This is a genomic window from Brevibacterium sp. 1718, assembly GCF_051131255.1.
Taxonomy (GTDB): domain Bacteria; phylum Actinomycetota; class Actinomycetes; order Actinomycetales; family Brevibacteriaceae; genus Brevibacterium; species Brevibacterium sediminis.
Genome location: NZ_CP186550.1, coordinates 3,577,773 through 3,600,992 on the forward strand (window position 1 = coordinate 3,577,773; position 23,220 = coordinate 3,600,992).

The 23,220-nt window shown below is 66.6% G+C and carries 20 protein-coding genes; 5 read left to right on the plus strand and 15 right to left on the minus strand.

All coding sequences use genetic code 11. The features are described 5' to 3' along the window. Positions 1-78 precede the first annotated feature (78 nt). The 3 genes from ACOZ9V_RS16135 to ACOZ9V_RS16145 form a co-directional block, all read right to left on the minus strand. Positions 79-1,302 carry an anhydro-N-acetylmuramic acid kinase gene (locus tag ACOZ9V_RS16135; RefSeq protein WP_434591686.1) on the minus strand — a complete coding sequence of 408 codons (1,224 nt, stop codon included), beginning with the start codon at positions 1,300-1,302 and terminating at the stop codon, positions 79-81. Continuing rightward, complete coding sequence (locus tag ACOZ9V_RS16140; RefSeq protein WP_139468014.1) at positions 1,299-2,075, minus strand: GntR family transcriptional regulator; 777 nt, start codon at positions 2,073-2,075, stop codon at positions 1,299-1,301. The genes ACOZ9V_RS16135 and ACOZ9V_RS16140 overlap by 4 nt, the downstream gene beginning before the upstream one ends. A 275-nt stretch (positions 2,076-2,350) precedes the next feature. Beyond that, positions 2,351-3,736 (minus strand): GntP family permease, encoded by a 1,386-nt coding sequence (locus ACOZ9V_RS16145; RefSeq protein ID WP_229663965.1) that lies wholly within the window; start codon positions 3,734-3,736, stop codon positions 2,351-2,353. A gap of 95 nt (positions 3,737-3,831) precedes the next feature. On the opposite strand from ACOZ9V_RS16145, the gene ACOZ9V_RS16150 reads away from it, so the two are divergent. Together ACOZ9V_RS16150 and mgrA are read left to right on the plus strand one after the other, a co-directional pair. After that, on the plus strand, positions 3,832-4,494 hold the full coding sequence (locus tag ACOZ9V_RS16150) for a VOC family protein (protein WP_101554590.1): 663 nt from the start codon (positions 3,832-3,834) through the stop codon (positions 4,492-4,494). Positions 4,495-4,534: 40 nt separating this feature from the next. Next, positions 4,535-5,575 (plus strand): L-glyceraldehyde 3-phosphate reductase, encoded by a 1,041-nt coding sequence (gene mgrA / locus ACOZ9V_RS16155; RefSeq protein WP_434591691.1) that lies wholly within the window; start codon positions 4,535-4,537, stop codon positions 5,573-5,575. Positions 5,576-5,612: 37 nt separating this feature from the next. Here the strand turns inward: mgrA and ACOZ9V_RS16160 are convergent, their stop codons facing one another. The 9 genes from ACOZ9V_RS16160 to ACOZ9V_RS16200 all read right to left on the minus strand — a co-directional run bounded on the left by ACOZ9V_RS16160 (position 5,613) and on the right by ACOZ9V_RS16200 (position 16,613). After that, complete coding sequence (locus ACOZ9V_RS16160) at positions 5,613-6,743, minus strand: phosphotransferase (RefSeq protein ID WP_434591694.1); 1,131 nt, start codon at positions 6,741-6,743, stop codon at positions 5,613-5,615. Further along, positions 6,740-8,059 carry a phosphotransferase family protein gene (locus ACOZ9V_RS16165; RefSeq protein ID WP_139468009.1) on the minus strand — a complete coding sequence of 440 codons (1,320 nt, stop codon included), beginning with the start codon at positions 8,057-8,059 and terminating at the stop codon, positions 6,740-6,742. The genes ACOZ9V_RS16160 and ACOZ9V_RS16165 overlap by 4 nt, the downstream gene beginning before the upstream one ends. Continuing rightward, positions 8,056-9,966: an ABC transporter ATP-binding protein gene (locus ACOZ9V_RS16170; protein WP_434591697.1), complete on the minus strand. Its 1,911-nt coding sequence runs from the start codon at positions 9,964-9,966 to the stop codon at positions 8,056-8,058. Before ACOZ9V_RS16170 ends, ACOZ9V_RS16165 begins: the two co-directional genes overlap by 4 nt. Continuing rightward, positions 9,963-11,282 carry a glycosyltransferase family 4 protein gene (locus ACOZ9V_RS16175; protein ID WP_434591700.1) on the minus strand — a complete coding sequence of 440 codons (1,320 nt, stop codon included), beginning with the start codon at positions 11,280-11,282 and terminating at the stop codon, positions 9,963-9,965. Before ACOZ9V_RS16175 ends, ACOZ9V_RS16170 begins: the two co-directional genes overlap by 4 nt. Continuing rightward, a complete protein-coding gene (locus tag ACOZ9V_RS16180; RefSeq protein ID WP_434595430.1) occupies positions 11,279-12,526 on the minus strand; it encodes a glycosyltransferase family 4 protein in 1,248 nt (415 codons plus the stop codon). Before ACOZ9V_RS16180 ends, ACOZ9V_RS16175 begins: the two co-directional genes overlap by 4 nt. A 97-nt stretch (positions 12,527-12,623) precedes the next feature. Beyond that, entirely contained in the window at positions 12,624-13,964 is a 1,341-nt protein-coding gene (locus ACOZ9V_RS16185) for a glycosyltransferase family protein (RefSeq protein ID WP_434591703.1), read from the minus strand. Positions 13,965-14,039: 75 nt separating this feature from the next. Next, a complete protein-coding gene (locus tag ACOZ9V_RS16190) occupies positions 14,040-14,699 on the minus strand; it encodes a response regulator transcription factor (RefSeq protein ID WP_434591706.1) in 660 nt (219 codons plus the stop codon). Then, positions 14,696-16,276, minus strand: a complete 1,581-nt coding sequence (locus tag ACOZ9V_RS16195; protein ID WP_434591709.1) for an ATP-binding protein — start codon at positions 16,274-16,276, stop codon at positions 14,696-14,698. Before ACOZ9V_RS16195 ends, ACOZ9V_RS16190 begins: the two co-directional genes overlap by 4 nt. Next, on the minus strand, positions 16,185-16,613 hold the full coding sequence (locus tag ACOZ9V_RS16200) for a hypothetical protein (RefSeq protein ID WP_434591712.1): 429 nt from the start codon (positions 16,611-16,613) through the stop codon (positions 16,185-16,187). Before ACOZ9V_RS16200 ends, ACOZ9V_RS16195 begins: the two co-directional genes overlap by 92 nt. A gap of 129 nt (positions 16,614-16,742) precedes the next feature. Here ACOZ9V_RS16200 and ACOZ9V_RS16205 point away from each other — a divergent pair, with 129 nt between their 5' ends. Beyond that, positions 16,743-17,594 carry a DedA family protein gene (locus ACOZ9V_RS16205; protein WP_434591715.1) on the plus strand — a complete coding sequence of 284 codons (852 nt, stop codon included), beginning with the start codon at positions 16,743-16,745 and terminating at the stop codon, positions 17,592-17,594. A gap of 51 nt (positions 17,595-17,645) precedes the next feature. Here the strand turns inward: ACOZ9V_RS16205 and ACOZ9V_RS16210 are convergent, their stop codons facing one another. From ACOZ9V_RS16210 to ACOZ9V_RS16220, 3 genes are read right to left on the minus strand one after another with little or no spacing between them, the layout of a single operon-like run. Further along, positions 17,646-18,506: a shikimate dehydrogenase gene (locus ACOZ9V_RS16210; RefSeq protein WP_434591719.1), complete on the minus strand. Its 861-nt coding sequence runs from the start codon at positions 18,504-18,506 to the stop codon at positions 17,646-17,648. After that, positions 18,503-19,000, minus strand: coding sequence for a type II 3-dehydroquinate dehydratase (gene aroQ / locus ACOZ9V_RS16215; RefSeq protein WP_434591722.1), 498 nt, complete (start codon positions 18,998-19,000; stop codon positions 18,503-18,505). The genes ACOZ9V_RS16210 and aroQ overlap by 4 nt, the downstream gene beginning before the upstream one ends. Before the next feature lie 2 nt (positions 19,001-19,002). Next, positions 19,003-19,752 carry an IclR family transcriptional regulator gene (locus ACOZ9V_RS16220; RefSeq protein ID WP_434591725.1) on the minus strand — a complete coding sequence of 250 codons (750 nt, stop codon included), beginning with the start codon at positions 19,750-19,752 and terminating at the stop codon, positions 19,003-19,005. 241 nt (positions 19,753-19,993) lie between these two features. On the opposite strand from ACOZ9V_RS16220, the gene ACOZ9V_RS16225 reads away from it, so the two are divergent. After that, on the plus strand, positions 19,994-21,319 hold the full coding sequence (locus ACOZ9V_RS16225) for an MFS transporter (protein WP_434591728.1): 1,326 nt from the start codon (positions 19,994-19,996) through the stop codon (positions 21,317-21,319). Further along, the gene (locus ACOZ9V_RS16230; RefSeq protein WP_434591731.1) at positions 21,316-23,217 is read left to right on the plus strand and encodes a bifunctional sugar phosphate isomerase/epimerase/4-hydroxyphenylpyruvate dioxygenase family protein; all 1,902 of its coding nucleotides are present in this window, start codon (positions 21,316-21,318) and stop codon (positions 23,215-23,217) included. The genes ACOZ9V_RS16225 and ACOZ9V_RS16230 overlap by 4 nt, the downstream gene beginning before the upstream one ends. The last annotated feature ends 3 nt before the right edge of the window (positions 23,218-23,220 follow it).

The window sequence follows — 23,220 nt, forward strand, 5'->3', positions numbered from 1 at the left end:
GAGTGTGTCGGTTGATCGGTGGTCAGGAGGTGCGTTCGTCTGTGCGGCCGAGCGGGTGGTGCCGGGTCCGGCCGCGGTTCAGTCGGTCAGTCTCAGTCGGGTGGGTCGTCGGTGGAGGGGTTCGGGCAGACGCAGCGGCCCGTCACCGGGAGTGAACCGGCCCGCGATGCGCGGTCCGATCGCCCCGGTCAGACTCGGCTGCGTGCCGTCGAGTCCGTGCCAGCTCAGCCACCCGAGAAGCGCCATGAGCAGCGCTTCCTTGCTGCCTTCGGGCAGCCCGAAGGCCTCATCCGTGCTCGTGAGGACGATGCCCTCGCCCAGTTCCTCGCCGAGGCGGCGCATCAGCTCCGGATTCCTCGTCCCACCTCCCGAGGCGATGACGGTGGTGACGTCGTGACGGCGGGCCGCCTCGGCGATGGTGCGCGCGGTCAGCGCGGTGACCGTGGCGATCTGATCATGCTCGCCGAGGTGGGGGTGGGGTTCGAGGTATGAGTCGAGGTAGGCGGCGTGGAAGAGTTCCTTGCCCGTCGATTTCGGGGCGGGCCGTGCGTAGAAGGGTTCGGTGAGGAGCTCGGTGAGCAGGTCCTCGTCGACGGTGCCGGCTGCTCCGAGCGCGCCGTCGCTGTCGTAGCTCTGCCGACCGTCGGTGATGCGGCGGGCGAGGATGTCGATGAGGGCGTTGGCCGGGCCGGTGTCGAAAGCGATGGGATCGTGGCCTGGTTCGATGACGGTGATGTTCGCGATTCCGCCGAGGTTGAGCACCGCGGTCGGCGCCTCGGCGTCGGAGAGCAGGAGGGAGTCGAGCAGCCCGACGAGCGGGGCACCCTGTCCCCCTGCGGCGACATCGCGGGAGCGGACATCGGAGATCACGGGCGCACCGAGTCGTTCTGCGATGAAGGCCGGCTGTCCCAGCTGGAGGGTCGAAGTGACCTGCCCGTCGGTGATGTCGTGGCGGACGGTCTGTCCGTGGGAGACGACGAGGTCAGGGGTCAGGTCGTGGTCGGCGCAGAGTTCGGACAGGGCGTCGGCGCAGAATAGGCCGAGCCGGGCGTCGACGCTGCTGACCAGTGACAACGGCAGATCTGCCGGTTCGAGAAGGCGAAGGATGTCGGCGGAGAGCCGGTCATCGAACGGGGTTTCGCGTTCGGCGAGGATCCGCACGGTCAGGGTGGTGGGGTCGGCGCCGACGAGGTCGAAGCTGGGGGTGGGTTCCGTGTCGCTGATGGGGTCGGGTCGGAACTCGGCGATGACGAGGTCGAGACCGTCGGCGGAGGTTCCGGTCATGAGTCCGGCGATGATCATGGCTGCACTCCCCCAGTGTGGTCGGTGACGGTGGAGGGAGCGGTGCCGGTGGGGGCGGCCTCGGATGCGGCCGGAGCGGGGACGGTGAGTTCGGTGCGGACCTTGTAACGGTCGCCTCGGTAGACGGAGCGGACGAACTCGAAGGGGCAGTCATCGGCACCGCGGGATATGCGTTCGAACAGCAGGGCGGGTGAGAGTTCTTCGACGCCGAGGTGTTGAGCTTCGCCGGCGTCGAGGAGGGTGGGCTCGATCGTCTGCACACTGTGGTTGAGGCGGATGCCGAAGTTCCGGCGCAGCAGATCGTAGAAGGACTGGTCCTCGAGGTCACCTGGACTCAGCCCCGGGACGAGAGCCGAGGGGACGTGGAGTTCTTCGAGAGCGATCGGTTCGTCATCGGCCAGGCGCAGACGCAGGATCGCGATGACGTCGTCGTCTTCGGCAATATGGAGTCGACGAGCGATGTGCGCGCCCGCCTCGGCGACGTCGAAGCTGAGGATATGAGACCCGGGACGCATTCCGCGGGCGAGCATATCCTCGGTGAAGGAGCTCGCGGCCAGCGGTTGGTCGAGTTTCGGCCCGAGTGCGAAGACACCCGTGCCGTGCCGCCTGCGGACCATGCCCTTGGCGACGAGTTCGTCGATGGCGCGGCGCAGGGTCATCCGCGAGATGCCGAGCGTCTCGGCGAGCTGCCGTTCCGGAGGGAACTGCTCACCGGCGGCCATGTCCTCGAGACGGTCGAGGAGCTGGTCACGGATGGCATGGAATTTCGTCACACCACCATTGAGGCACAGGACACACTGCGAAATCAAGACCACTGGTCTATTTTGTGATGGCTGGACCCTCGGTCGGCGTTTCACTCGTGCCGTCGATCAAGCGCTCGCTCACTTTCAAGCGCTCCCTTCCCTCGATCAAGCGGGGCCGCGAATATGGCGTCGTCGACCACGACATATCTGCGCCCCGGCTTGAACGGCGGAGACCGGGCGGGCGGACGGAGACCGGGCCGGCGGACGGAGGCTGGGCGGGCTGAGACCGGGCGGGCTGAGACCCGTCAGACGAAGAGCAGTGAAAGCAGGAAGGCGAAGATCAGCCCGAAGACGCTGACGAGGGTCTGGACCATCATGTGAGTCTTCGTCGCCTGACCGATCGTCATGCCGAAGCTCTCCTTGACGAACCAGAATCCCGCATGGTTGACCCAGTTCAGGCCGATCGATCCCGAGCCGATCGCAATGACGACCAGAGACACGTATGCCCCGGAGTGATCACCGATGAGAGGGGCGACGATGCCGGTGGCCGAGGTGATTCCGACGGTCGCCGATCCGGTGGCGAACGACAGCAGGATGCCGATGAACCAGCCGAGCAGGATGAGGTTCATCTCCAGGTGAGAGGTCGCGCCGACGACGGCGTCGCCGATGCCCGAGTCCTTGAGCACCTCGTTGAAGGCACCACCGCCACCGATGATGAGGATGACTCCGGCGATCGACTTGAGGCTGTCGCCGAAGGAGCTGCGGATCCGCTCGCCGCCCATTCCCGAGGTCCATCCGAGTGCGATGGCGGCGAAGACGACTCCGGCCAGCATGGCGATGATCGGGTTGCCGATCACCTCGGCGATGGGTTCGAACGAGGACTCCGGCGCCACGAGCTGAACGACGGTGTGCACGAGCATGAGCACGACGGGGACGAGGACGGTGACGAAGGCGAGCCAGACCGGAATCGTTCGCAGTTCCTTCTGGTCCACCTCGGCGCGGGCTCCGGTGTACTGGTCGATGAGGTCGGCGGTCGGTTCGAGTTTGACCCGTGGGGCGATCCAGCGGGCGTAGACCGGGCCGGCGAGGATGACGGTGGGGATCGCACAGACGAGCCCGAGGCCGATGGTCATTCCGACGTTCGCGTCGAGTCCGGACACGGCGATGAGCGGTCCCGGATGGGGCGGAACCATGCCGTGGAGGCAGGCGAGCGCGGCGATCGCGGGGACGAGGATGCGCAGGTACCACAGCTTCTTCTGCCCGGTCTTCTTCTCCAGCTGCGAGGCGACCGCATAGATGACCGGGATGAGGACGACGAGGCCGACCTCGAAGAACATCGGGATGCCGATGATGAAGGCGACTCCCGTCATGATCCACGGTGCGGCCTTCGGCGAGGAGTGCTCGATGACGAGGTTCGCGATCCGCTGGATGGCGCCGCTGTCGGCCAGAAGCCGTCCGAGCATCGCTCCGAGGGCGACGACGACACCGGTCTCGCCGAGGGTGTCGCCGGCTCCGGCGGCGATCGTCTCCGGAATCTTGGCGATCTCCTCACCGGCGGCCAGTGCCGTCACGGCGGAGGTGATGAGGAGAGCGAGGAACGGATGCAGCTTCGTCTTCCAGTTGATGAGGAGGATGAGAAGCGCGATCGAAGCGAAGAGAAGCGTCACGAGGTATGCGGTTGAGCCAATCACTGGGGCAACGTTACGCCCCTGACTGCTGGATCCGGGAACGAGGGGTTCTCACGCGAGGGGTTCACGCGGGAGGGAGAAGTCCCTAGCATGAAGCCATGACTGCATATACCGGACAGAATCTGCTCGACGCACTCGACTCCCACGGGCTCGGTGATTGGCAGGGGCTGCCGGACTGCATCGGCGCCCGGTTCCTCACCGGCGACTTCGCCACCGGGCTCGATCTCGTGGCCGAGATCGGGTCCCTCGCCGAGGCGGCCGGCCACCATCCCGATGTCACGCTCACTTTCCCCCACGTCGACATCCGCCTGACCAGCCACGACACCGGTGCCGTGACCGAACGCGACCTCAACCTCGCGGGACAGATCAGCGAGGCGGCCGCCTCGGCGGGGGTGAAGTCGGACCCCACCATCCCGGCGCTGCTCGAACTCGGCCTCGACACCGCAAATCAGGACGCCATCGCCCCGTTCTGGGCGGCGCTCCTGACCGGGGATGCGAGCAACGTCTCCGGCCCCGACGTCGTCGACCCCTCCGGCCAGATGCCGCTGCTGTGGTTCCAGGACTGCGAAGAACACGAGGTTCCGCACCAGCGTCTGCACGTCGATGTCTCCGTGCCGGCGGCGGTCGCGCCGGAGCGGATCAGGGCCGCGGTCGACGCCGGAGGTACGATCGTCGACGAGTCCCAGGCACCGTCATTCACCGTCCTTGCCGACGCCGACGGCAATCGCGCCTGCGTGTGCACGCTGGCCGCTCGCCCGTAAGCTGGGACCCGACCTCTTCCACCCAGCTCAGGGAGTCCGTGTGTACCTAGCCGCCGAGAACCGCTACGACTCGATGACCTATCGCCCCGTCGGTCGATCCGGACTCGTCCTGCCCGCGTTGTCACTGGGACTGTGGCACAACTTCGGCGACGATGTCGCCTTCCAGAACCAGCGCGATATCGTTCGTCGCGCCTTCGACATGGGCATCACGCACTTCGACCTGGCGAACAACTACGGTCCTCCCCCGGGTTCGGCGGAGACGAACTTCGGCCGACTGCTGCGCGAAGACCTCCACCTCTACCGCGATGAGCTCATCATCTCGACGAAGGCCGGCTGGAACATGCACCCCGGCCCTTACGGTGGCCCCGGCGGCAGCCGCAAATACCTCCTGGCCAGCCTCGATGCGTCACTGCGCCGACTCGGCCTCGACTATGTCGACATCTTCTACTCCCACCGCCCTGATGCGTCGACCCCGCTCGAAGAGACCATCGGCGCACTCGACACCGCCGTACGCTCCGGTAGCGCGCTCTACGCCGGGATCTCCTCATACTCCGCCGCCGATACGGCCCGGGCCTCGCAGATCGCCCGCGATCTCGGCACTCCCCTGCTCATCCACCAGCCGTCGTACTCGATGATCAACCGGTGGATCGAAGACGATGGGCTCCTCGACACAACCGCTGACGAGGGACTCGGCGTCATCTGCTTCTCCCCGCTGGCGCAGGGCCTGCTCACGGACAAGTACCTCGGCGGAGTCCCCGAAGATTCGCGCGCGGGCAAGGCGAAGCCATCGTTCAAGGACGGGTTCCTAAGCGCCGACAACCTCGCCCGGATCCGCGGGCTCAACGACATCGCGGCCGCTCGCGGTCAGTCGTTGGCACAGCTCGCCCTGTCCTGGGCGCTGCGGGATGAGCGAGTGTCCTCGCTGGTCATCGGGGCCAGCCGTGTCGAACAGCTCGAGCACAATGTCGCGGCTCTCGACGCGGCACCCTTGAGCGATGAAGAGCTCACGGCAATCGACGAATTCGCCGTCGACTCCGGTGTCGACATCTGGGGAGACGCGCGACGCAGCACTGCCGAGTGAAGTCAGCGGCCCGCCGCAAGGCTCAAGTGTCGCAGTCTCACATCGCCTGCGCCGCCTCGAGCAGCCACCCGATCCGGTCGCTCCAAGCGGGCCGGAAAGCGTAGACGCAGGCGAGCCGAATGAGGGTGGCCCTCTCGTACACGCTCACCCTGGCGGGGTCGAACCCTCCCGCCGACGCGACCCGGGCGATCTCATCGATGACCACGGCCGCCTCGGCGGGGGTCCACAGACCCTGCTCGGTGCGCCACCGGGCATGCGCGCGGAGGTTTCCGAGGTCGAGCGCCCGTTCACCCCGGCACGCCGTATCCACGTCGAGCAGCCCCGGTCCGGAGATCGGATCCCACATGATCTGTTTGTCGTGTAGGTCCCGGTGGATGAGCCCGATCGATCCGTCCCTCGCCGAGGCGGTCTCGTCGTCGAGTTCGGCCGTGACCTCTGTGATGAGTTCGTCCACGTCGGCGAGCAGAGTCTCCCCTCGCGCAGTCCGCGTGGTCTCCAGCAGAGGACGGGCGCGCTCACGCCATAAGTGGAGCACTTCGACCTCGTCCGCAGCCCCATGAAACGGCATCGCGGTCGACAGTTTCGGCGCAGCCGCTGGCACGGTATTGGTCGGATGTGCCTTTGCCTGAGCCCAGGCGTCGAGGGACTCGGCCCAGGCACGTGACCACTCCTCGCCGAGCTCGGCTGGATCGTGGAGTTCGACCCCGGGCACCACGCTGAGCACAACGGTCGAAGAATCCGAACTGAGCACCTGCGGGAGGGCGAAACCGGGAAGGAACCCAACCGCTCGGCACTGTCCCGCGATGACGTCGGAGGCCTTTCCGTCGCGCACGCATTTGGCGAAGCTGCCGTCGCGCAGGCGGACGACGGCGCGTCTGCCCGGCCGATGGGAGACCAACCGGCCTCCGTCCTCGAACAGCCCGGCGAGACCCGGCAGCTTCGGGTCACGGTCAGCGTCGAGGACCGTCACGCCGCGTTCGTCGAGATAGCCGACCCGGGTCCCCTGGCCAGGAAGAGAAGCCTCCCACGCGATTCGACTGTCTCCTGCGGGCCAGGCTCGACGCACGTTCCAGTCCTGTCCGCCGATCGTGACTGCGTCAGGGATGTGCAGGGCCGCGCCCCACTTCGTCGCAGACTGTTTCGTCACGGTCTGCTTCGTCCCGGTCATGGTGCGACCTCCGTCGTCGGGGCGTTCCCTTCCAGAGCGGTGCGCGCGAGGTCGATGATCCGCATCGTCTCGTCCCTCCAGGTCTCGGAGCAGCTGCGCCAGGGTTCGAGCGCGGCCACCAGGATCGCCCACGCCGTCCATGCGCCCAGGTCGGTCTCCTCGCCGCCGGCGGAACGGTAGCCGTCGATGAAGGGGTGCTCGAGCTCGTGCAACCGGGAATCGACGCGGCAGGCCGCGATCCATCGCCCCAGATCCATCCCGATCGGCCCGTACCCGGACCGGTCGAGGTCGATGATCCGGCACTCGGAATTCGCCAGAAGCACCTGGTCGGGGCTGAGGTCCCCGTGGATCTCCCGCAGTTCCCGCTTCGGCCCGAGGCCTCGATTCGGTCCGAGTCGTCGGCTCAGTTCGGAGAGCAGTCCGACGATGTCAGTCTCTCGTTCCGGGAGCAGACGAACCAGCGACCGGCTGGTGGTCTCGAGTTGGTCGAGCGGAGAGTCGAGCGCGCGTCCGTCCTCCCCTGCCGAAGCGCCAACTTTGTCTGCCTGCACGCCCGCGGATTCTCCCGGATCGCCTTCGTCGTCCGGCAGTGCACGTGTATCAGACACACCGCCTCTGTGCAGTTCGGCGATGATCACGCCGACTTCCTCGGCGACATTCGGATCCGGTCGATCGCTCAGGTCACCGGTCCCCCACCACGGCGAACGTGTGGCGGTGTCACGTCCGCCGACGAACTCGACCGGCAGGCTGGGAAGCTCCGCTCGCTGCCAACGGTCGGCTGCCTCGGCGAGGTGGATCTGGGAGTCGGCGGCGATCCGCACGAATTCCGGCGCCCCATCGGCCGGGGTGTGCTTGAGCAGCAGCCGCCTGGCGGGGTTGTATCCGATGATCCGCAGATCCCCGCCGAGGTGGTCGAGTGTCCGTGCGACATGCTTGCCGATCCTGGGGTCGGCCAGCACTCCGCCGGTGACCAGCACGGCACCGGTCGCACCCGCCGAACGCGGGTCGGCAGCCTCGTGGACGACCAGCTCCTGCCCGTGCCGAGCGGCCCGCCGCCGAGCATTGGCGAGCTTGTCCGGGCTCGTCAAAACCGCGGTGAATCCCCAACCATCGAATTCGCCGAGGCGGCTGGGCTCCTCTCGCTGCCATGCGACGATGGCGCTCTTCCCCGGTTTGACACGGACACGGCGAGGACGAACCGCGAAGCCGAGGCGTCGGGAGAGCTCGTCTGCCGATCGCAGTTCGTCGATATAGGGCAACAGGGCGAATCTCGTGTCCACGAAGTCGTTCACCGGGTCGGAAATCGATGCGGTCATGATGAGGCTCCTGCATAGGTGGGGGCGCTGCCGACGGTGGGCGGTTCGGACGGACGTGGTCCCGCGACCGTGGACGGCTCCGCCCCCATCGTTCGCCCCGGCACGCTGTCGGCTTCGTCGGCCTGCGAACGGATCCACCGGGAGAAGCGCGAGTCCGCAGCCGCAGCCAGCTCGCTCGGTGTTCCGTCCTCGACGACCCGACCGTCCTCGAGCCACACCACACGGTCGAGTCCGCGGATCATCGCCACGTCGTGGCTGATGACGATGCTCGTCCGGCCCGTCGTCAGCGCGGACACTGAATCGGCCACCTCGGCGCGAGTCTGCGGATCGAGCCCTGTCGTCGCTTCGTCGAAGACGACGACCGGGGCGTCGCGGACGAGGGCGCGAGCGATGGCCAGCCGCTGCCGCTGCCCACCCGAAAGCGTGTCCCCTCGGTTGCCGAGCTCGGTGTCGTAGCCGTCGGGAAGAGAGCGGATGAACGCATCGGCACGGGCCGCACGGGCGGCGGCGACCACCTCGGCGTCGGTGGCATCGAGCCGACCGTAGCGAATGTTCTCGCGCACGCTCGCGGCGAAGAGCACGGACTCCTGGAGAAGGACCGACACGTTCTGCCGCAGGGAGGCGCGAGTGACGTTGTGGGTGTCGTAGCCGTCGAGGTAGATCGACCCGGAGTCCGGCTGCGACAACCGCAGCAGGTAGCTCATCAGGGTCGATTTTCCGGCCCCGGAGGCCCCGAGGATCCCGACCTTCTGTCCAGCCGGAATGAGCAGGTCGAGTTCGTCGAACAGCGGCCTGCCGTGCCCATCGGTCGAGGTGATGCGGTTGAAGACGACGTCACCGCAGACCGGGCCCATGGACACGGCGTCGGGGGCATCGGCGATCTCGACTGGTTCGTCGAGGAGGTCGGCGATCCTCTCCCCCGAGGCGGCCGCGCGGGCGATCCGGCCGGTGTACTTGGCCATGTCCCGCAGCGGCTTCATCGCGATCTTCAAGTAGAGGAGGAAGAGGACGAGGTCGCCCGGGGACATCGCCCCGCGCAGCACCTGCCACCCGCCGAAGGCGAGAACGAGAGCCTGCGAGATGCCGACGAGGACATCCGTGGAGCGCTCGAGCCCGGCCGCCAGACGGCGTGCCCTCACTCCCGCTTTGAGTGCGCGTTCGTTGCCGTCGGCAAAGTTGCGGGCCACGGTCTTCTCGAGTCCGTAGGCCTGGACGACGCGGATGGCACCGAGCGCCTCGGCGGCGGATCCGACCAGTCGGCCCTCACCCTTGCGCGTGGACCGGGAGGCCTTCGTGATCTTCGGGGTCGCCACCTTCGACAGCAGGCCGTAGACCGTGGCGGTGACGAGCACGATGGCGCTGAGCACCGGGTCGAGGACGACCATGACGACGAGCAGGACGGCGAGGGTGATGACGTTGCCGACCAGGGGCAGCCCGGCGGTGACGGCGACTTCCTGCAGCCGTCCGATGTCGCCGACGAGTCGCTGTGAGGTGTCTCCGATCGAGGCCTTCGAGTGGTAGCGCAGCGACAGAGATTGGACGTGATCGAACACGCGTGAGCGCAGTCGGGTGGCCACACGGGCGCCGACGAGAGCGAAGCAGATCGTCGAGGCGTAGTTCGCCGCGGCCCGTCCGCCGACGATGATGGCCAGGCCGATGGCCACAACCGCAAGAGTCGTACCCACTCCGGCGTCGAGGCCGAAGGTCGGGGCGATCTGGGCACCCAGGGCCGCGGTGACGGCGTCGACGGCGATCTTGATCGGCCAGGGTTCGAGGATGCGGAAGACGACGTCGGCCAGCAGTGCGGCCATCCCGCCGATGATCAGCCACGTGTGCCGGCGCAGGTGCGGGCGGATGATCCGCAGGGTCCGCCGCAGCGCCGAGGCCGTGAGCTTCTTGCCGCTCATGAGATCACCGCCGAGGCGGGGCGCCGTCCCGATACGGACGTTTCCTCGCAGATAGGTGCGGCATCGGTTTCTCTGGCGGCTGTGTCGGCGGCGGTTCCCGTCACCGGTGCGAGGATCTGCTGACACCGGCGCATCCAGGAATGGCTGGTCAGGGCCTCTGCGCGGGCGCGTGCTCCCATCCGCGCGCGCAGTTCGCCGTCGTCGATGAGTCTCTGCAGGGCGCGGGTAAGGTCCGCGGTGTCGGCCGGGTCGGTGAGGATCGCGGCTCCGGTTCCTGCGAGCACGCCGGGGATCGCACCGACGCTCGATGCAACGACGGGCAGTCCGGCGGCCAGGTATTCGTAGACCTTCAAAGGGGAGAAGTAGTTCTCCCCTGCCGGGTACGGGGCGACAGCGATATCGAATTCGCGCAGCGCCTCCGGCACGGATTCGGGTGCCACAGCACCGTGGAAACGCACACGCCCATCCAACCCGAGCGTACGCACCTGGTTCTCGAGTGCCTCGGACTCGGGGCCGTGGCCGACGATGTCGACACGGAAGTCACCGACCAGTCCGGCGCACGCGGCGATGAGCCGATCCGTGCCGTGCCACGGTTTGAGCGTGCCGACGAACCCGATCCGCACCGGACCGTGAACACTCGGAGGTCCCCCACCGGGGCGGTCCTCCCGTATCGAGCGACCGCTGGGCGACCCGCATCCTTCCCCGCCGAGGCTGTCGTGATCTGGCCGTGGAGTGATCCGTTCCGTGTTCACTCCGTTCGGGACGACGCTGACGTCGCCGAGGCCGGGATAGTCGGTGCGGACCCAGTCGGCGACGAGTTCGCTCACGCACACGATGCGTGCGGCTCCGGCGAAACTTGCCGCCGTGGCACGGGCGGCATGTTCGGCGTGGACGAGTCCGCGATGGGTCCGCTGCTCCTCCAGCAGAGGCGCATTGACCTCCATGATCAAAGGCACGTCGAGGCGCTGGCTGATCCGAGCACCGGCCGTGGAGAACAGCGAATACCGTTCGTAGACGAGGTCGAACCCCTGCCCCGAGGCGGCCACCGTGTCCGTGACCAGGTCGGCGAGCATGTCGGAGAGTCGCAGCAGAGCGATCTCACGCTGGGAGCGGTCGAGACCGCGCGGCACCTCGAGTCGGGTGATATCGAGGTCGGCGAGGTCGGAGGGCACGTCGTCATCGGTGCGGGTGCAGAAGACACTGACCTCATGGCCGAGTGCTCGGAAGGTGCGCACGACCTCCTGGACGTGGACGCTGGCACCTTTCGTGCCGAAGACTCCGATGCCGGGGTCGAGAAGGACATAGGCGATTCTCATGACACTGACTCCATTTCACGGACTGTCGGAACGGCAGGGACCGCCCCAGGCACCGCCGCAGCGTCGGCCAGGCTCGCGAGCTGCCCGGCCTGGACGGCCGAGTCATGCAGGCGGCACACCCGGTCACGGGCGGCATCGGTGACGGCACGGATACCGGCGGGATCCGTGCGGAGGGCGGCGGCCACCTCGGCGATGGTGGAGGCGATGTTCGCCTCATCGGTGCCGTCGACGAGCCACCCGGTCCGGCCATGGTCGATGACCTCGGGCACGGCGGTGACGGCCCCGGCGATGCAGGGAATTCCTGTGGCCATGCCCTCGAGCAGCACGGTGGGCAGGCCGTCGGCGTTGCCGTCGGAGCCGATGACGAACGGGGAGACGAGGATGTCATGGTCGGTGAGCATGTCGCGGACCTCGGCCTGGGTCAGCGCTCCGTGGAAGGTGACGAGGTCGTCGAGTCCGAGTGTGTGGGACCGGGTCCGCAGCTCCTCCTCGAGGGGGCCGGTGCCCACGAGGTCGAGACGGCAGCTCATGCCGTCGGCCCGGAGGCGGGCGAGCGCATTGAGGAGGTGGGCGAATCCCTTCTTCTCGACGAGGCGGCCGACGGCCAGCAGCGAGGGCACCTCGCCCGTCGCGCCCTGCTTGGGCCGATACGGGAAGCGATCGATCTCGAGGCCGTTGCGCACGACGACGACCCGGTCGGCCAACTCGGGGCCGAGCACCCGCGACAGGTAGCGGCGATTGAAATCGCTGATCGCGATCACGTGGTCGGCGTCCGCGGTCTTGCGGGCCAGATCGGTGAGCACGACATCCTCGTGGAAGATGTCCTTCGCATGCGTGGTGAAGGAGTACGGGATCCCCGTCAGCGCCGAGGCGGCCCGAGCCACGGTCGTCGACACCGACGCGAAGTGCGCGTGCAGGTGGGTGACCTCGTGGTCGAGGGCCAACCGGGCGAGGGTGAGAGCTTGGATCGCATCATCGTGGCCCAGTTCCATGAGCTCGCCGAGGTGGCCCGGCACTGCCGCGGCCACGCGCGGTTCCGCTGCCGCCTCGGCGAAGGTCTGCCAGAAGCTGCGGGCACTCGAGGGGCGGTCGATGTGGATGACCTCGGCGCGGACGCGAGCGAGTTCAGGGTGGAAGCGGGTGTCCGTGCTGGGGCGCAGGGAGAAGATGACAAGGTTCTCTCCGGCGGCTTCGCGGGCGAGGATCTCGGAGACGATGAAGGTCTCGGAGAACCGCGGGTACATCTTGAGCACGTAGGCGCGGCGGCCGAGATGTCTTTCCGGTGGAGCGGTCGGGGCTGCCGGTGGACGCGGTGCCGGTGTTGAAAGGTTTGGTGTCTGTTCAGACAGCATGGCTGGTCTCCTCCAGGGTGACGGGCAGACGGGCGGACGGTGCTGTGCCGGCGGCCGCGGTCGCCGTCGCCGATGTTGTCGCCGGTGCGGTTGACGCCGGTGCGGTTGTCGGCGTCAGTGCGGTTTCGGATCCGAGTGCCGTTGCCTCGGCGCGGACATCAGCGATGAGTTCAGCGGCCAGGCGGGGGACGGTGGCCAATCCGGTGAGATCGATATTGGAACGGTCTGCGGGTCGCCCGACCCGGCCGGCTAACCATTCGCTGAGCACATCGGCGTCGAGGTTGTCGATCGTCAGAGCGTCGACCGCTCCGGCTGCGGCGAGGGCGAACGCCCGCCTGGGCTGTTCGGCCCGGTGTCCCTTGCGGGGGACGACGAGAGCGGGGGTATCGGTGGCCATGAGTTCGGCCAGAGTGTTGTACCCGCCCATGCACACGACCGCCTCGGCAGCGGCGACGAGTCCGGGAATGTCATCACAGTGACGGATGACTGTGGTGGCCGCACCGGCACGCGCACGCAGTCGTGTGAACTCCTCGGTGTCCATCTGCGGACCGGTGACGACGAGGTGACGGTGGCCATCGGGCGGTTCGGCGTCCACAGCGATCGAGGCGAGGCTGCCACCGTCCGATCCCCCGCCGAGGCAGGTGAGGACGAAACTCTCTGCCCCGCCCCCTGCCGTCTCGACACCCGTAGCCTCGGTGCCTGCCGGCAGAACGCCGCCGTCATCGGGGCGGTCCTGTGACAGGTAGCCGGTGGTCACGGCCTTGGCCGCCAGTGTCGCGGGCACTTCGCCGGTGGACCGGGGATCGTAGACGTCCGGGTCACCGTAGATCCAGACTGCGTCGAAGGATTCGGCCACACGTGCGGGCCCTCCGACCTTCTCCCATTCGGCAGCGATGACGGACGGGGTGTCGAGGACTTCGCGCAGCCCGAGGACCGTACGGCAGCCGTAGCCGCGGACCTGGTCGATGGCGCCGGCGAGCTCGCCGCCGATGCCGAAGGGGTGCCGGTCGACGATGAAGAGCTCAGGTCGCTGCTGGTCGAGGATCGCCGAAATCGCCGCCGCCCGCAGCGCCCGCAGGCCCTGCATCGAGGAGGCGAGCGCCCGTGGCACGTAGCCGCCGGGGGCGGGGGTGACTCCGGGCAGGATCACCCAGTCCCAACCGTCAGGCAGGTCGAATCGCGTGGCCTCGGGACTGCTGGCGATGAGCAGGCCGGAGACCTCTCGGCCGGTCAGCGCCGACAGGTCCCGGGCCAGAGCGAAGGCCAGAGCCCGGTTGCGGCGGATGTGGCCCAGTCCCAGCGAGTCGTGGGAGAACAGTGCGATTCTCAATCGTCTTCTCATACATCTCAGCTTGTCGGCTGTGATTAAGACGAGATTAAGACGCGGATGAGAAAGATCTTAGGTTCAGTCCACGCGGTAGCCGAACCCCCGCACGGTGGTGACGAAATCGGAGCCGAGCTTCTTGCGCAGGTACCCGATGTAGACGTCGACGACGTTCGAGCCGGGGTCGAAGTCGAATCCCCACACGTGGGAGAGCAGCTGTTCGCGGGAGAGGACGTTGCCTCTGTTACGCAGCAGGATCTCGGCCAGGGACAGTTCCCGAGCCGAGAGTTCGACGAGACGGTCTCTGACCCACACCTGCCTCTTGAGCAGATCGATGCGCACCTCATCGCGAATGAGCTCCGTGACCTCCTGCTCCTGCGGGCTCTCCTTGAGCCGCAGACGAACGCGAGCCAGCAGCTCCGCGAATCGGAAGGGCTTGATCATATAGTCGACCGCCCCGGACTCGAGAGCGTAGATCGTGTCGTCCGGGTTGTCCCGGGCGGTGAGCACGAGCACCGGCAGTTCGGGTCGCCGTTCACGCAGCTGCCCGAGCACGGTGAAACCGTCGAGGACGGGCAGACCGATGTCGAGGATGACGAGCGCGAAGTCGCCCGTCATTGCCAGGTCTCGCCCGGTGAGGCCGTCGGCGGCGGTCTGCGGACTGAACCCGGCGGCGGTCAGGCCCTTCGAGATGAAGGCGGAGATCCGCGCCTCGTCCTCGATCACGAGAATGCTCTTCACTTCTGTCCTTTCGGCAGGATCATGCGGAACTGTGCACCGATGGCGGTCCGGTCGAGCACGACCGTGCCTCCGTGCGCCTCGGCGATGGCGGAGATGATCGACAGGCCCAACCCGAACCCGGCTCCGTCGGTCGACCCACGGCAGAAACGGTCGAAGATGTCATCAGCGATCTCGTCGGGCACCCCTTTGCCTTCGTCGCGGACCCAGATGTGCACGGATTCGGAGTCGTCCCGGGCACCGAAGACGATCTTCTGACCGTCCTCGGTGTGCTCGACGGCATTGGACGCCAGCTGCAGAAGCGCCTGCGTCAGGCGCTGTCGATCCCCGCGGAAACTCAGCGATTCGGGCGCCTCGAGGCCCCATTCCCGGTGGCCCAGTCCTTTGGCCTTCGCCAGGGAATCGGACACGACCCCGCTGAGGTCCACCTCGGCGAAACGCACGAAATCAGGGCGGCGGGCACGAGCCAGCAGGAGCAGCTCCTCGACGAGGCGACCCATCCGATCCGTCTCATCGAGCAGCATCGCCCGGGTCTCCTCGACATCGCCGACGTCCTCTGCATTCATCGTCTCGAGGTGACCGCCGAGGATGGTCAGTGGCGTGCGCAGCTCGTGCCCGACGTCGTCGAGGAAGCGCCGCTGAGCTTCGAAAGCCGCCTCGAGGCGATCGAGCATCTCGTTGAAGGTGTGCCCGAGTTCGGCAATGTCGTCATGGCCCTTCGTCTCCAGACGACTGCTGAGATCACCGCCGGAGATCGACTGCGCGGTCTGCCTCAGCTCGGTCACCGGTGACAGCAGCCGGCGCGCCAGAAGTGAGGAGAGTCCGGCGATGAGCAGAGTGGCGGCGAGCGCGACGACGACATAGATCTGCATGATCTGCACGAGGTCGGCATGGCTGGCCGAGACGTTGTGGACGACGACGAAGGCTCCCGCCCCGTTCGTCGCGGCCGCTCCGCCCGCCACCTCGCCGACGCCCTTCGTCCGGGACGTCGAATCGGTGGGCGCGGTCTGGGTGTCCGTGGCCGTGCCCGCTCCCGCCTCGGTGCCGGCGATGGGCAGGACGAAGCCTTCGTATTCGACGTCACCGACGGTCAGGCGGATCTCCCCGCCTTTCTCGGCCGCCCCGGCTACGGCTTTCTCGAAGTCGCTCGACCTGCCGAGGAGGTCCTTCGGTTCACCCTGATAGAGCACGCGGCCGTCGGTGAGGAACGCGAACAGCACCTCGTCCTCGTCCGGCCTGTTCTGGGCGAGGAAATTGCTGAGGATCTCATCGACGGAGGCGAATGGTCTGCCGGTCTGCGGATCGATCCCGTTCTCGGAGAACGTCCGCATCTCGTCGACCTCTTGGGACATCGAGGCGGTGGTCCGGCTGGAGACGTTGTTCGACTCCACGGTGTAGAGGATGAGGCCGACGATGGAGAGGGTGAGCACGGACAGTGCGGCAACGGTGATGGTCAACCGGTTCTGAACGGTCAGCCCGACGCGCCGTTCAGTCGTCATCGTCGTCCCCGTCATCGTCATCGTCCCGGTCATCATCGTCGCCGTCGTCGTCCCCGCCATCATCGTCGTCGGGGACTTCACGAGGCGGGTTGGGCACCGGTTCGTAGGAGTGCTCGATCTCATCAGGTTCTCGCGAATCCTCGCCTCCGGAGTCCGCGGCATCTGAGTCCTCGGCAGCGGAGGCACCGGTGTCGGAGGCGCCGGTGTCGGAGGCACCAGTCGAGTCTTCGTCGGCAGAGCTGTCGGCGTCTGCATCTGACGTCTTGGAGGTCTCCGTCGGTTCGGGGGTGACTTCCACCGGGCTGAGATCCGGCGGGTCCGCTTGGGTGGTGTTGCGAACGATGAGCACGGTCAGCAGTGCGAGCATGACAACGAGACCGGCCACAATCCAGCCGATGATCTTCGATCGTCCACCCATACCGTCCACATTGCCCAAGGCCTGCCGCAAAGTCGAGCCGGAGGCGATGAGAGTCTTCTTAGGTGGAGTGTTCGGGCGCCTGTGATACCGTAAGCGCCGACCGCCACGACGACCCGCAGGAGCCCACCGATGAGCGACGATCGCGCGGACCGCGACCAGGCTGAGCCCGTATCCGCAGACTCCTCATCGCCGATGCCCGAGTCCCCCGAGCCGGACGATGGTTCCGCGCAGGCAGACGGTTCCGCAACCACTGAGCCGGATGCCACCTCCGAGCCCGAGGCCAAGGAGAATCCGTGGGCGGCGATCAAACCCTGGCAGGGCAAGGCTCAAGGCCTCGACAAGCTGCTGCTGTTCATCATCATCGGCGTCCCGCTCATCTACCTCGGCCTCATGCCGCTGCGACCGTGGATGCTCGTCAATGCCCCGGTCGTCCAGGAATTCATCAACGGCGCGAAGACCTCGATCGTCGCTGCCGCCGCCTATGCCCGCGTCGGTGAGATCCCGCTGTGGCTGGTCATCGTCGCCGGTTTCGTCGGCATGGCCAAACTCGATTGGGCGTTCTGGCTGGCCGGGCGCCGGTGGGGCGACGGTGTGCTGCGGCTCTTCGCACAGAACGAACGCCAGCTCAAACGCATCAACCAGCTGAAGAAGATCCCGAACTGGGCGCTGTTCCTCATGACGCTGATCTCGCGCTGCCCGGGAATACCGGGCACCCTCGTCTACCTCGTCGCTGGGTGGACGCGGATGCGCCTGTCGCTGTTCCTCGTCGCCGACCTCCTCGGCTGCCTCATCTTCACGCTCATCTGGACATTCCTGGGCTATCAGCTCGGAGAAGCCGCGGTCGACATCCTCAAGGTCATCGACAAGTACGCCCTGTGGCTGACCCTGGCCCTGATCGTCGGCATCTTCGCCATCAGCTTCTTCAAGGAATACCGCAAGCAGAAGAAGGCCGAAGCCGCAGGCGGCACCTCCGAGAACTGACCATTCCCGCCGAACCGGGAGCCGCTTCGGATCCTGGTCAGGTGTCTCGGATCAGGAACCGAAGGACAGGAAGGTCTCACGCATGCGCTGCGGGTCGGCCTTCTGGCCGCTGAAGAGTTCGAACGCGTCGATGGCCTGATTGACCGCCATCCCCGATCCGTCGAGCGTGCGGCAGCCCTTCGCTCTGGCTTCGGCGAGCAGCTGCGTCTCGAGTGGGAAGTACACGACGTCGGCCACCCAGGTATCCAACCCGAACACGGAAGTGTCGACCGGAGTTCCCGGGTACGCCTTCATCCCCACCGGGGTGGCGTTGACGATCCCCTGCGCCGAGGCGGCCGCCCCTTCCAGCTCATCGAGCCCGATCGCTCGCGCCCGAGTTCCGACCGATGTCGTTTCTACGATGTCCGTGGCGAGTCCTTCGGCACGCTGCACATCGGTGTCAGCGATGATGAGGTCGCCGATTCCGAGTTGCGCAAGTGCGAACCCGACCGCACGGCCGGCTCCGCCCGCACCGATCTGCACGACCGCCTCGGTGGCGGCACCGTCCAGTCCGGCACGGAATCCGGCGGCAAAACCGGTGACATCGGTGTTGTATCCCGTCGTCCGTCCGGCGCTGTCGATGACGACGGTGTTGACCGAATTGATGCGCGCGGCCACGGGATCGACCTCATCGAGGAGGCCGATGACCTGCTGCTTGAACGGATGAGTGATGTTGAGCCCGTCGAAACCGAGGCGGATCGCTGCGGTGAGCAGCTCCGTCAGTGTCGCCTCGGCGAGGTGGGGGCTGCTGATGTCGATGGTGCGGTAGATCGTGGGGATGGAATGTGCGGCACCTTCGTTCTCGTGCATCCGCGGGGTGCGGGAGGCGGAGATGCCATCGCCGATGAGGCCGAGGAGGAGGGATGAGGTCATAGTCTCGCTTTCGCGTTCGTGAGGTGGTCGATGAGGATCTCGACCGCGTGAACGTAGCCCTTCGCACCGGCTCCGGCGATGACGGCCGCGGCCACGGGTGAGAGGTAGGAGTGGTGGCGCACGGCTTCCCGCGCATGCGGGTTGCTCAGATGCACCTCGATGATCGGGTGGTCATAGGATTTCAGCGCATCGTGCAGGGCCAGGGAGGTGTGCGTGTACGCTCCGGCGTTGATGATCGCACCGACCGTGGAGCGCCGGGCCGCATGGACGGCATCGATGAGCCCACCCTCATGGTTGCTCTGGATGCAGTGAACGCTCAGCCCCGCCTCGGCGGCGGTGTCGGCACACATGGCCTCGATATCGGCCAGCGTGGTGCGGCCGTAGATCTCCGGTTCGCGCTCCCCGAGGAGGTTGAGGTTGGGTCCGTTGAGGACAAGGATCTCGGGCCGGGGAGTCATTGGGCCAGGTGCAGCTTCGGCAGTGGTTGCGGGCATGGTCACCTCGGGAATCGGGCGGCGATGGAGGCCGCGGTCTCGGTCAGCTGGGGGACGAGCGCGACCAGTTCGTCGAGACTGCGGCGGAAGACGGGCGCGGCGAGCGCGAGCGAGGCCAGCAGGGTGCCGTCGAGATCGAAGACGGGCACGGCCAGGGCGTTCATGCCGATGTCGTTCTCTTCGGACTGTCCCGCCCATCCGGTTTCTCGGATCTGTTCGAGTTTGCGTCGCATCTGCGCCGGATCGGTGATCGAGTAAGGGGTGCGCGCCTCGAGGCTGAGGGCCTCGACCGTGACGTCGGCATTCGGGTCGTGAGCAAGCAGAGCCTGACCGATCGCCGAGGTGTGCAACGGAGATTCGTCTCCGGGGTCGGTGGTCGTGCGGAACTGGGGGCCGTCGACGGTGAGCACGGTCAGTGCGGCATTGCCGCGGCGGATGGCGAGGATGCTCGATTCGCCGGTGGACTTCGTCAGTTCCTGCAGCAGATCCTTCGTCGCTCCGGACAGTCCCTGCCGGTGCGCGACCTTCTGGGCGAGGCGGAAGACCTCCATCCCGAGAGTGTAGATCTTCGTGCGCGCATCGAAGCTGGCATACCCGGATTCGACGAGTCCGCCGAGGAGGCGGTAAGCGGTCGAGAAGGGGTAGCCGGTCGTCTCGGCGGCCTGGGCGGCGCTGATCCCCTCGGGTGATTCGCCGAGGAGTTCGAGCATCTCGAAGGTCTTCGTCACCGAGTTCGAGCCCTTGGGCGGCATGCTTCGCCTCCTTGCGTTGCTGTGGCAGTTCGGTGGTGCTGGGGCAGTATGTGCGGGTGGTTCGTGAGTCCGGAAAGCAGAATTCGTGCGTTCCACGTTGACAGGCTATGTCATCTCAATCACACTGTAAACCACAATGTAACAATTATTGCCACACTATGGCAATGCAGTGTCGGTCCGATGCACGCGCGACAGCGCCGAGGCCGTTGATAAGTCCTGAGAGTGAGAAATGCGAGGAAGCATGAGCAACGCGATCGAGGAAGCTCGCCCCACGAAGAAGACACCGCTGCGCGCGGCCCTGTCGAGTTGGACGGGTTCGGCCCTGGAGTACTACGACTTCGCGGTCTACGGGACCGCGGCAGCGCTGGTGCTCAACACTCTGTTCTTCCCCGAGACCACCGCACCGGGGATCGCCATTCTGCTGGCGATGGGTACGGTCGGGGTCGCCTATGTCGTGCGTCCGCTGGGTGCGCTCATCATGGGACCGCTCGGTGACCGCTTCGGTCGCAAGTTCGTCCTCATGCTCACTCTGTTCATGATGGGCGTGTCGACCTTCGTCGTCGGCTGCCTGCCGACCTATGACCAGGTCGGAATGCTCGCTCCGATCCTGCTCGTGCTCTGCCGCATCATCCAGGGCCTGTCGGCTTCGGGTGAACAGGCGAGCGCAATCTCAGTCTCCCTCGAACATTCGGACGAGGAGAAACGGTCGTGGACGACGAGCTGGACCTTGCACGGCACTCAGGCCGGCACCCTGCTGGCCACAGCCGTGTTCATTCCCTTCACTGCCTTCCTGCCTGACGAAGCACTCTTCAGCTGGGGTTGGCGTGTACCGTTCTGGCTGTCGGCACTCGTCGTGCTCACCGCCTGGCTCATCCGTCGCGGGCTCGAGGAGCCGCCGGCATTCAAGGAGTCGCGGGTTGAGAACCCACCGCTCATGCAGGTCTTCCGGTGGCACAAGGCTGCGGTCGTCCGCGTGGCCGTGTGCGCCATGGTCAACACCGTGAATATGGTCTTCACCGTCTGGTCGCTGTCGTTCGCCACGTCGATCGTCGGCCTCGAGCGCTCGACCATGCTTCTCGTCTCGGTCATCGCCAATGGTGTCGCCCTGTTCGCGATCCCGACGGCTGCGCTGCTCTCCGACCGATTCGGCCGGAAGCCGGTCTTCATCACCGGTGCCGTCGGATCGGGTCTGATGATGTTCCCGTACCTGGGTGCGGTCTCGGCCGGAAACTGGCCGCTCATCTTCGTCTTCGGCGCCATCATGTCCGGCTGCGCGTACTCGCTGGCCAATTCCATCTGGCCCTCCTTCTACGCCGAGATGTTCCCGACGACGGCACGAGTGACAGGGCTGGCACTGGGCACACAGGTCGGATTCGCAGTCTCGGGCGGTCTGGCTCCGGTCCTCGCTTCCGCTGTCGCCGGTGCCGGAGGAGAGAATTGGGTCTCGGTCGCCGCGTTCACCGCGGGTGTCTGCGTCGTCGTCGGTCTGGTCGCGATGACGGCGAAGGAGACGAAGGGACTGAGCCTGGAAGAGATCGATGTCGTCCACGAGGAAAGGTCACGATGAGAACTTCGATTGCCACGGTGTGCCTGTCGGGCACGCTCGAGGAGAAGCTGCAGGCTGCCGCAACGGCAGGATTCGACGGGGTCGAGATCTTCGAACAGGATCTCATCGTCTCGCCCAACTCGCCCGAGAAGATTGCCGAACTGGCCGCAGAGCTCGGGCTGAGTCTTGACCTCTATCAGCCCTTCCGCGATTTCGAAGGAGTCGAGGAGGAGCAGTTCGCCGCCAATCTGGCCCGGGCCGAGGCCAAGTTCCAGCTGATGAAGCGAATGGGCATGACCACGATCCTGCTGTGCTCGAACGTCGCCACCGCAACCGTCGATGATGATGAAGTCGTCATCGATCAGCTGCGCCGCCTCGGCGATCTGGCAGAGAGATACGGCATCAATGTCGCCTACGAGGCGCTGGCCTGGGGGCGATTCGTCTCCGAATACGATCGCGCCTGGGACCTCGTCAAGGCCGCCGACCATCCGCGCATCGGCACCTGCCTCGACAGCTTCCACATCCTCTCGCGCGGCACGGACCTCTCGCGCATTGCCGAGATCCCGGGCGAGAAGATCTTCTTCCTCCAGCTCGCCGACGCTCCGGCCCTGTCGATGGACGTGCTCAGCTGGTCCCGTCACCACCGAGTCTTCCCCGGCGAAGGCTCGTGGGACCTCACCGACTTCCTCGCTCGCGTCGCCGGGACCGGTTATGCCGGACCGGTGTCGCTCGAAGTCTTCAACGACTCCTTCCGACAGGCCGACACCCAGCGCACCGCCGTCGACGGACTGCGTTCCCTACGGTGGCTCGAAGCGGCGACCGCGGATCAGGTGTCTGAGGACAATGACCCGGGTTCGGCCAGCGGCACTCCTGCAGCCGCCGGTGCGGGACGAGTGCGTCTCGACCTGCAGCGACTGCCCGAGGTCGCCGAACCTCGCGGCGTCGACTACGTCGAGCTCGGCACCGACGACCTCGGGGCACTGACCCGGCAGATCCACCAGCTCGGATTCCGCTTCGTCGGATTCCACCGCACGAAGCCGCACGTCCAGCTGTGGCGTCGCGGACAGGCACGCATCGTCGTCACCGAATCCGCTGGTGTCGACCCCGTGGAGTCCGAGCCCTCTGGCGCACCCACCGGATCGGGAACCCATCTGCACGGCATCGGCTTCGCCGTGGCCGATGCCGACGCCGCGATCAATCGGGCGATTCTGCTCCAGGCGACCGAGGTCCCCCGCGACCAGGCCCATGACGAGGAGATCCTGCGCGGCGTCTTCGCTCCCGACGGGTCCGAGGTATTCTTCGGCAACGGAACCGGCATCGACCCCACGTGGACCGAGGAGTTCGGCAACGTCCCCGACGATCGCCGCTCGGCCATCGACCACGTCAACCTCGCACAGCCGGCCCACCACTATGACGAAGCGGTGCTCTTCTACACCTCTCTTCTCGCGCTCCACGCTCAGGTCTCGAACGATGTGCCCAGCCCCTCGGGTCTCGTCCGGTCGCAGGTGATGGCAAGCTCCGACGGGGCGATCCGCATGCCGCTCAACCTCGCGCCGCGTTCTGCCGAAACTTCGACGACCGGTGGCTACCCCGAGCACGTCGCTCTCGCCTGCGATGACATCTTCACGGCCGCAGAGACCGCGGTCTCACGAGGGTTGGACTTCCTGCCTGTTCCCGAGAACTACTACGAGGATCTCGAGGCTCGTTTCGATCTCGCCCCCAATCTGCTCGAACGGCTGCGGACGAACAACATCCTCTACGACCGCGACGGCAGCGGCGAGTTCCTCCATTTCTACACCTCGACGATCGGATCGGTGTTCTTCGAGATGGTCGAACGCCGCAATGACTACCAGGGATACGGCGCCCCGAACGCGCCGGTGCGGCTGGCCGCACAGCACCGGCGCAACGTGGGTCGCTGAGCC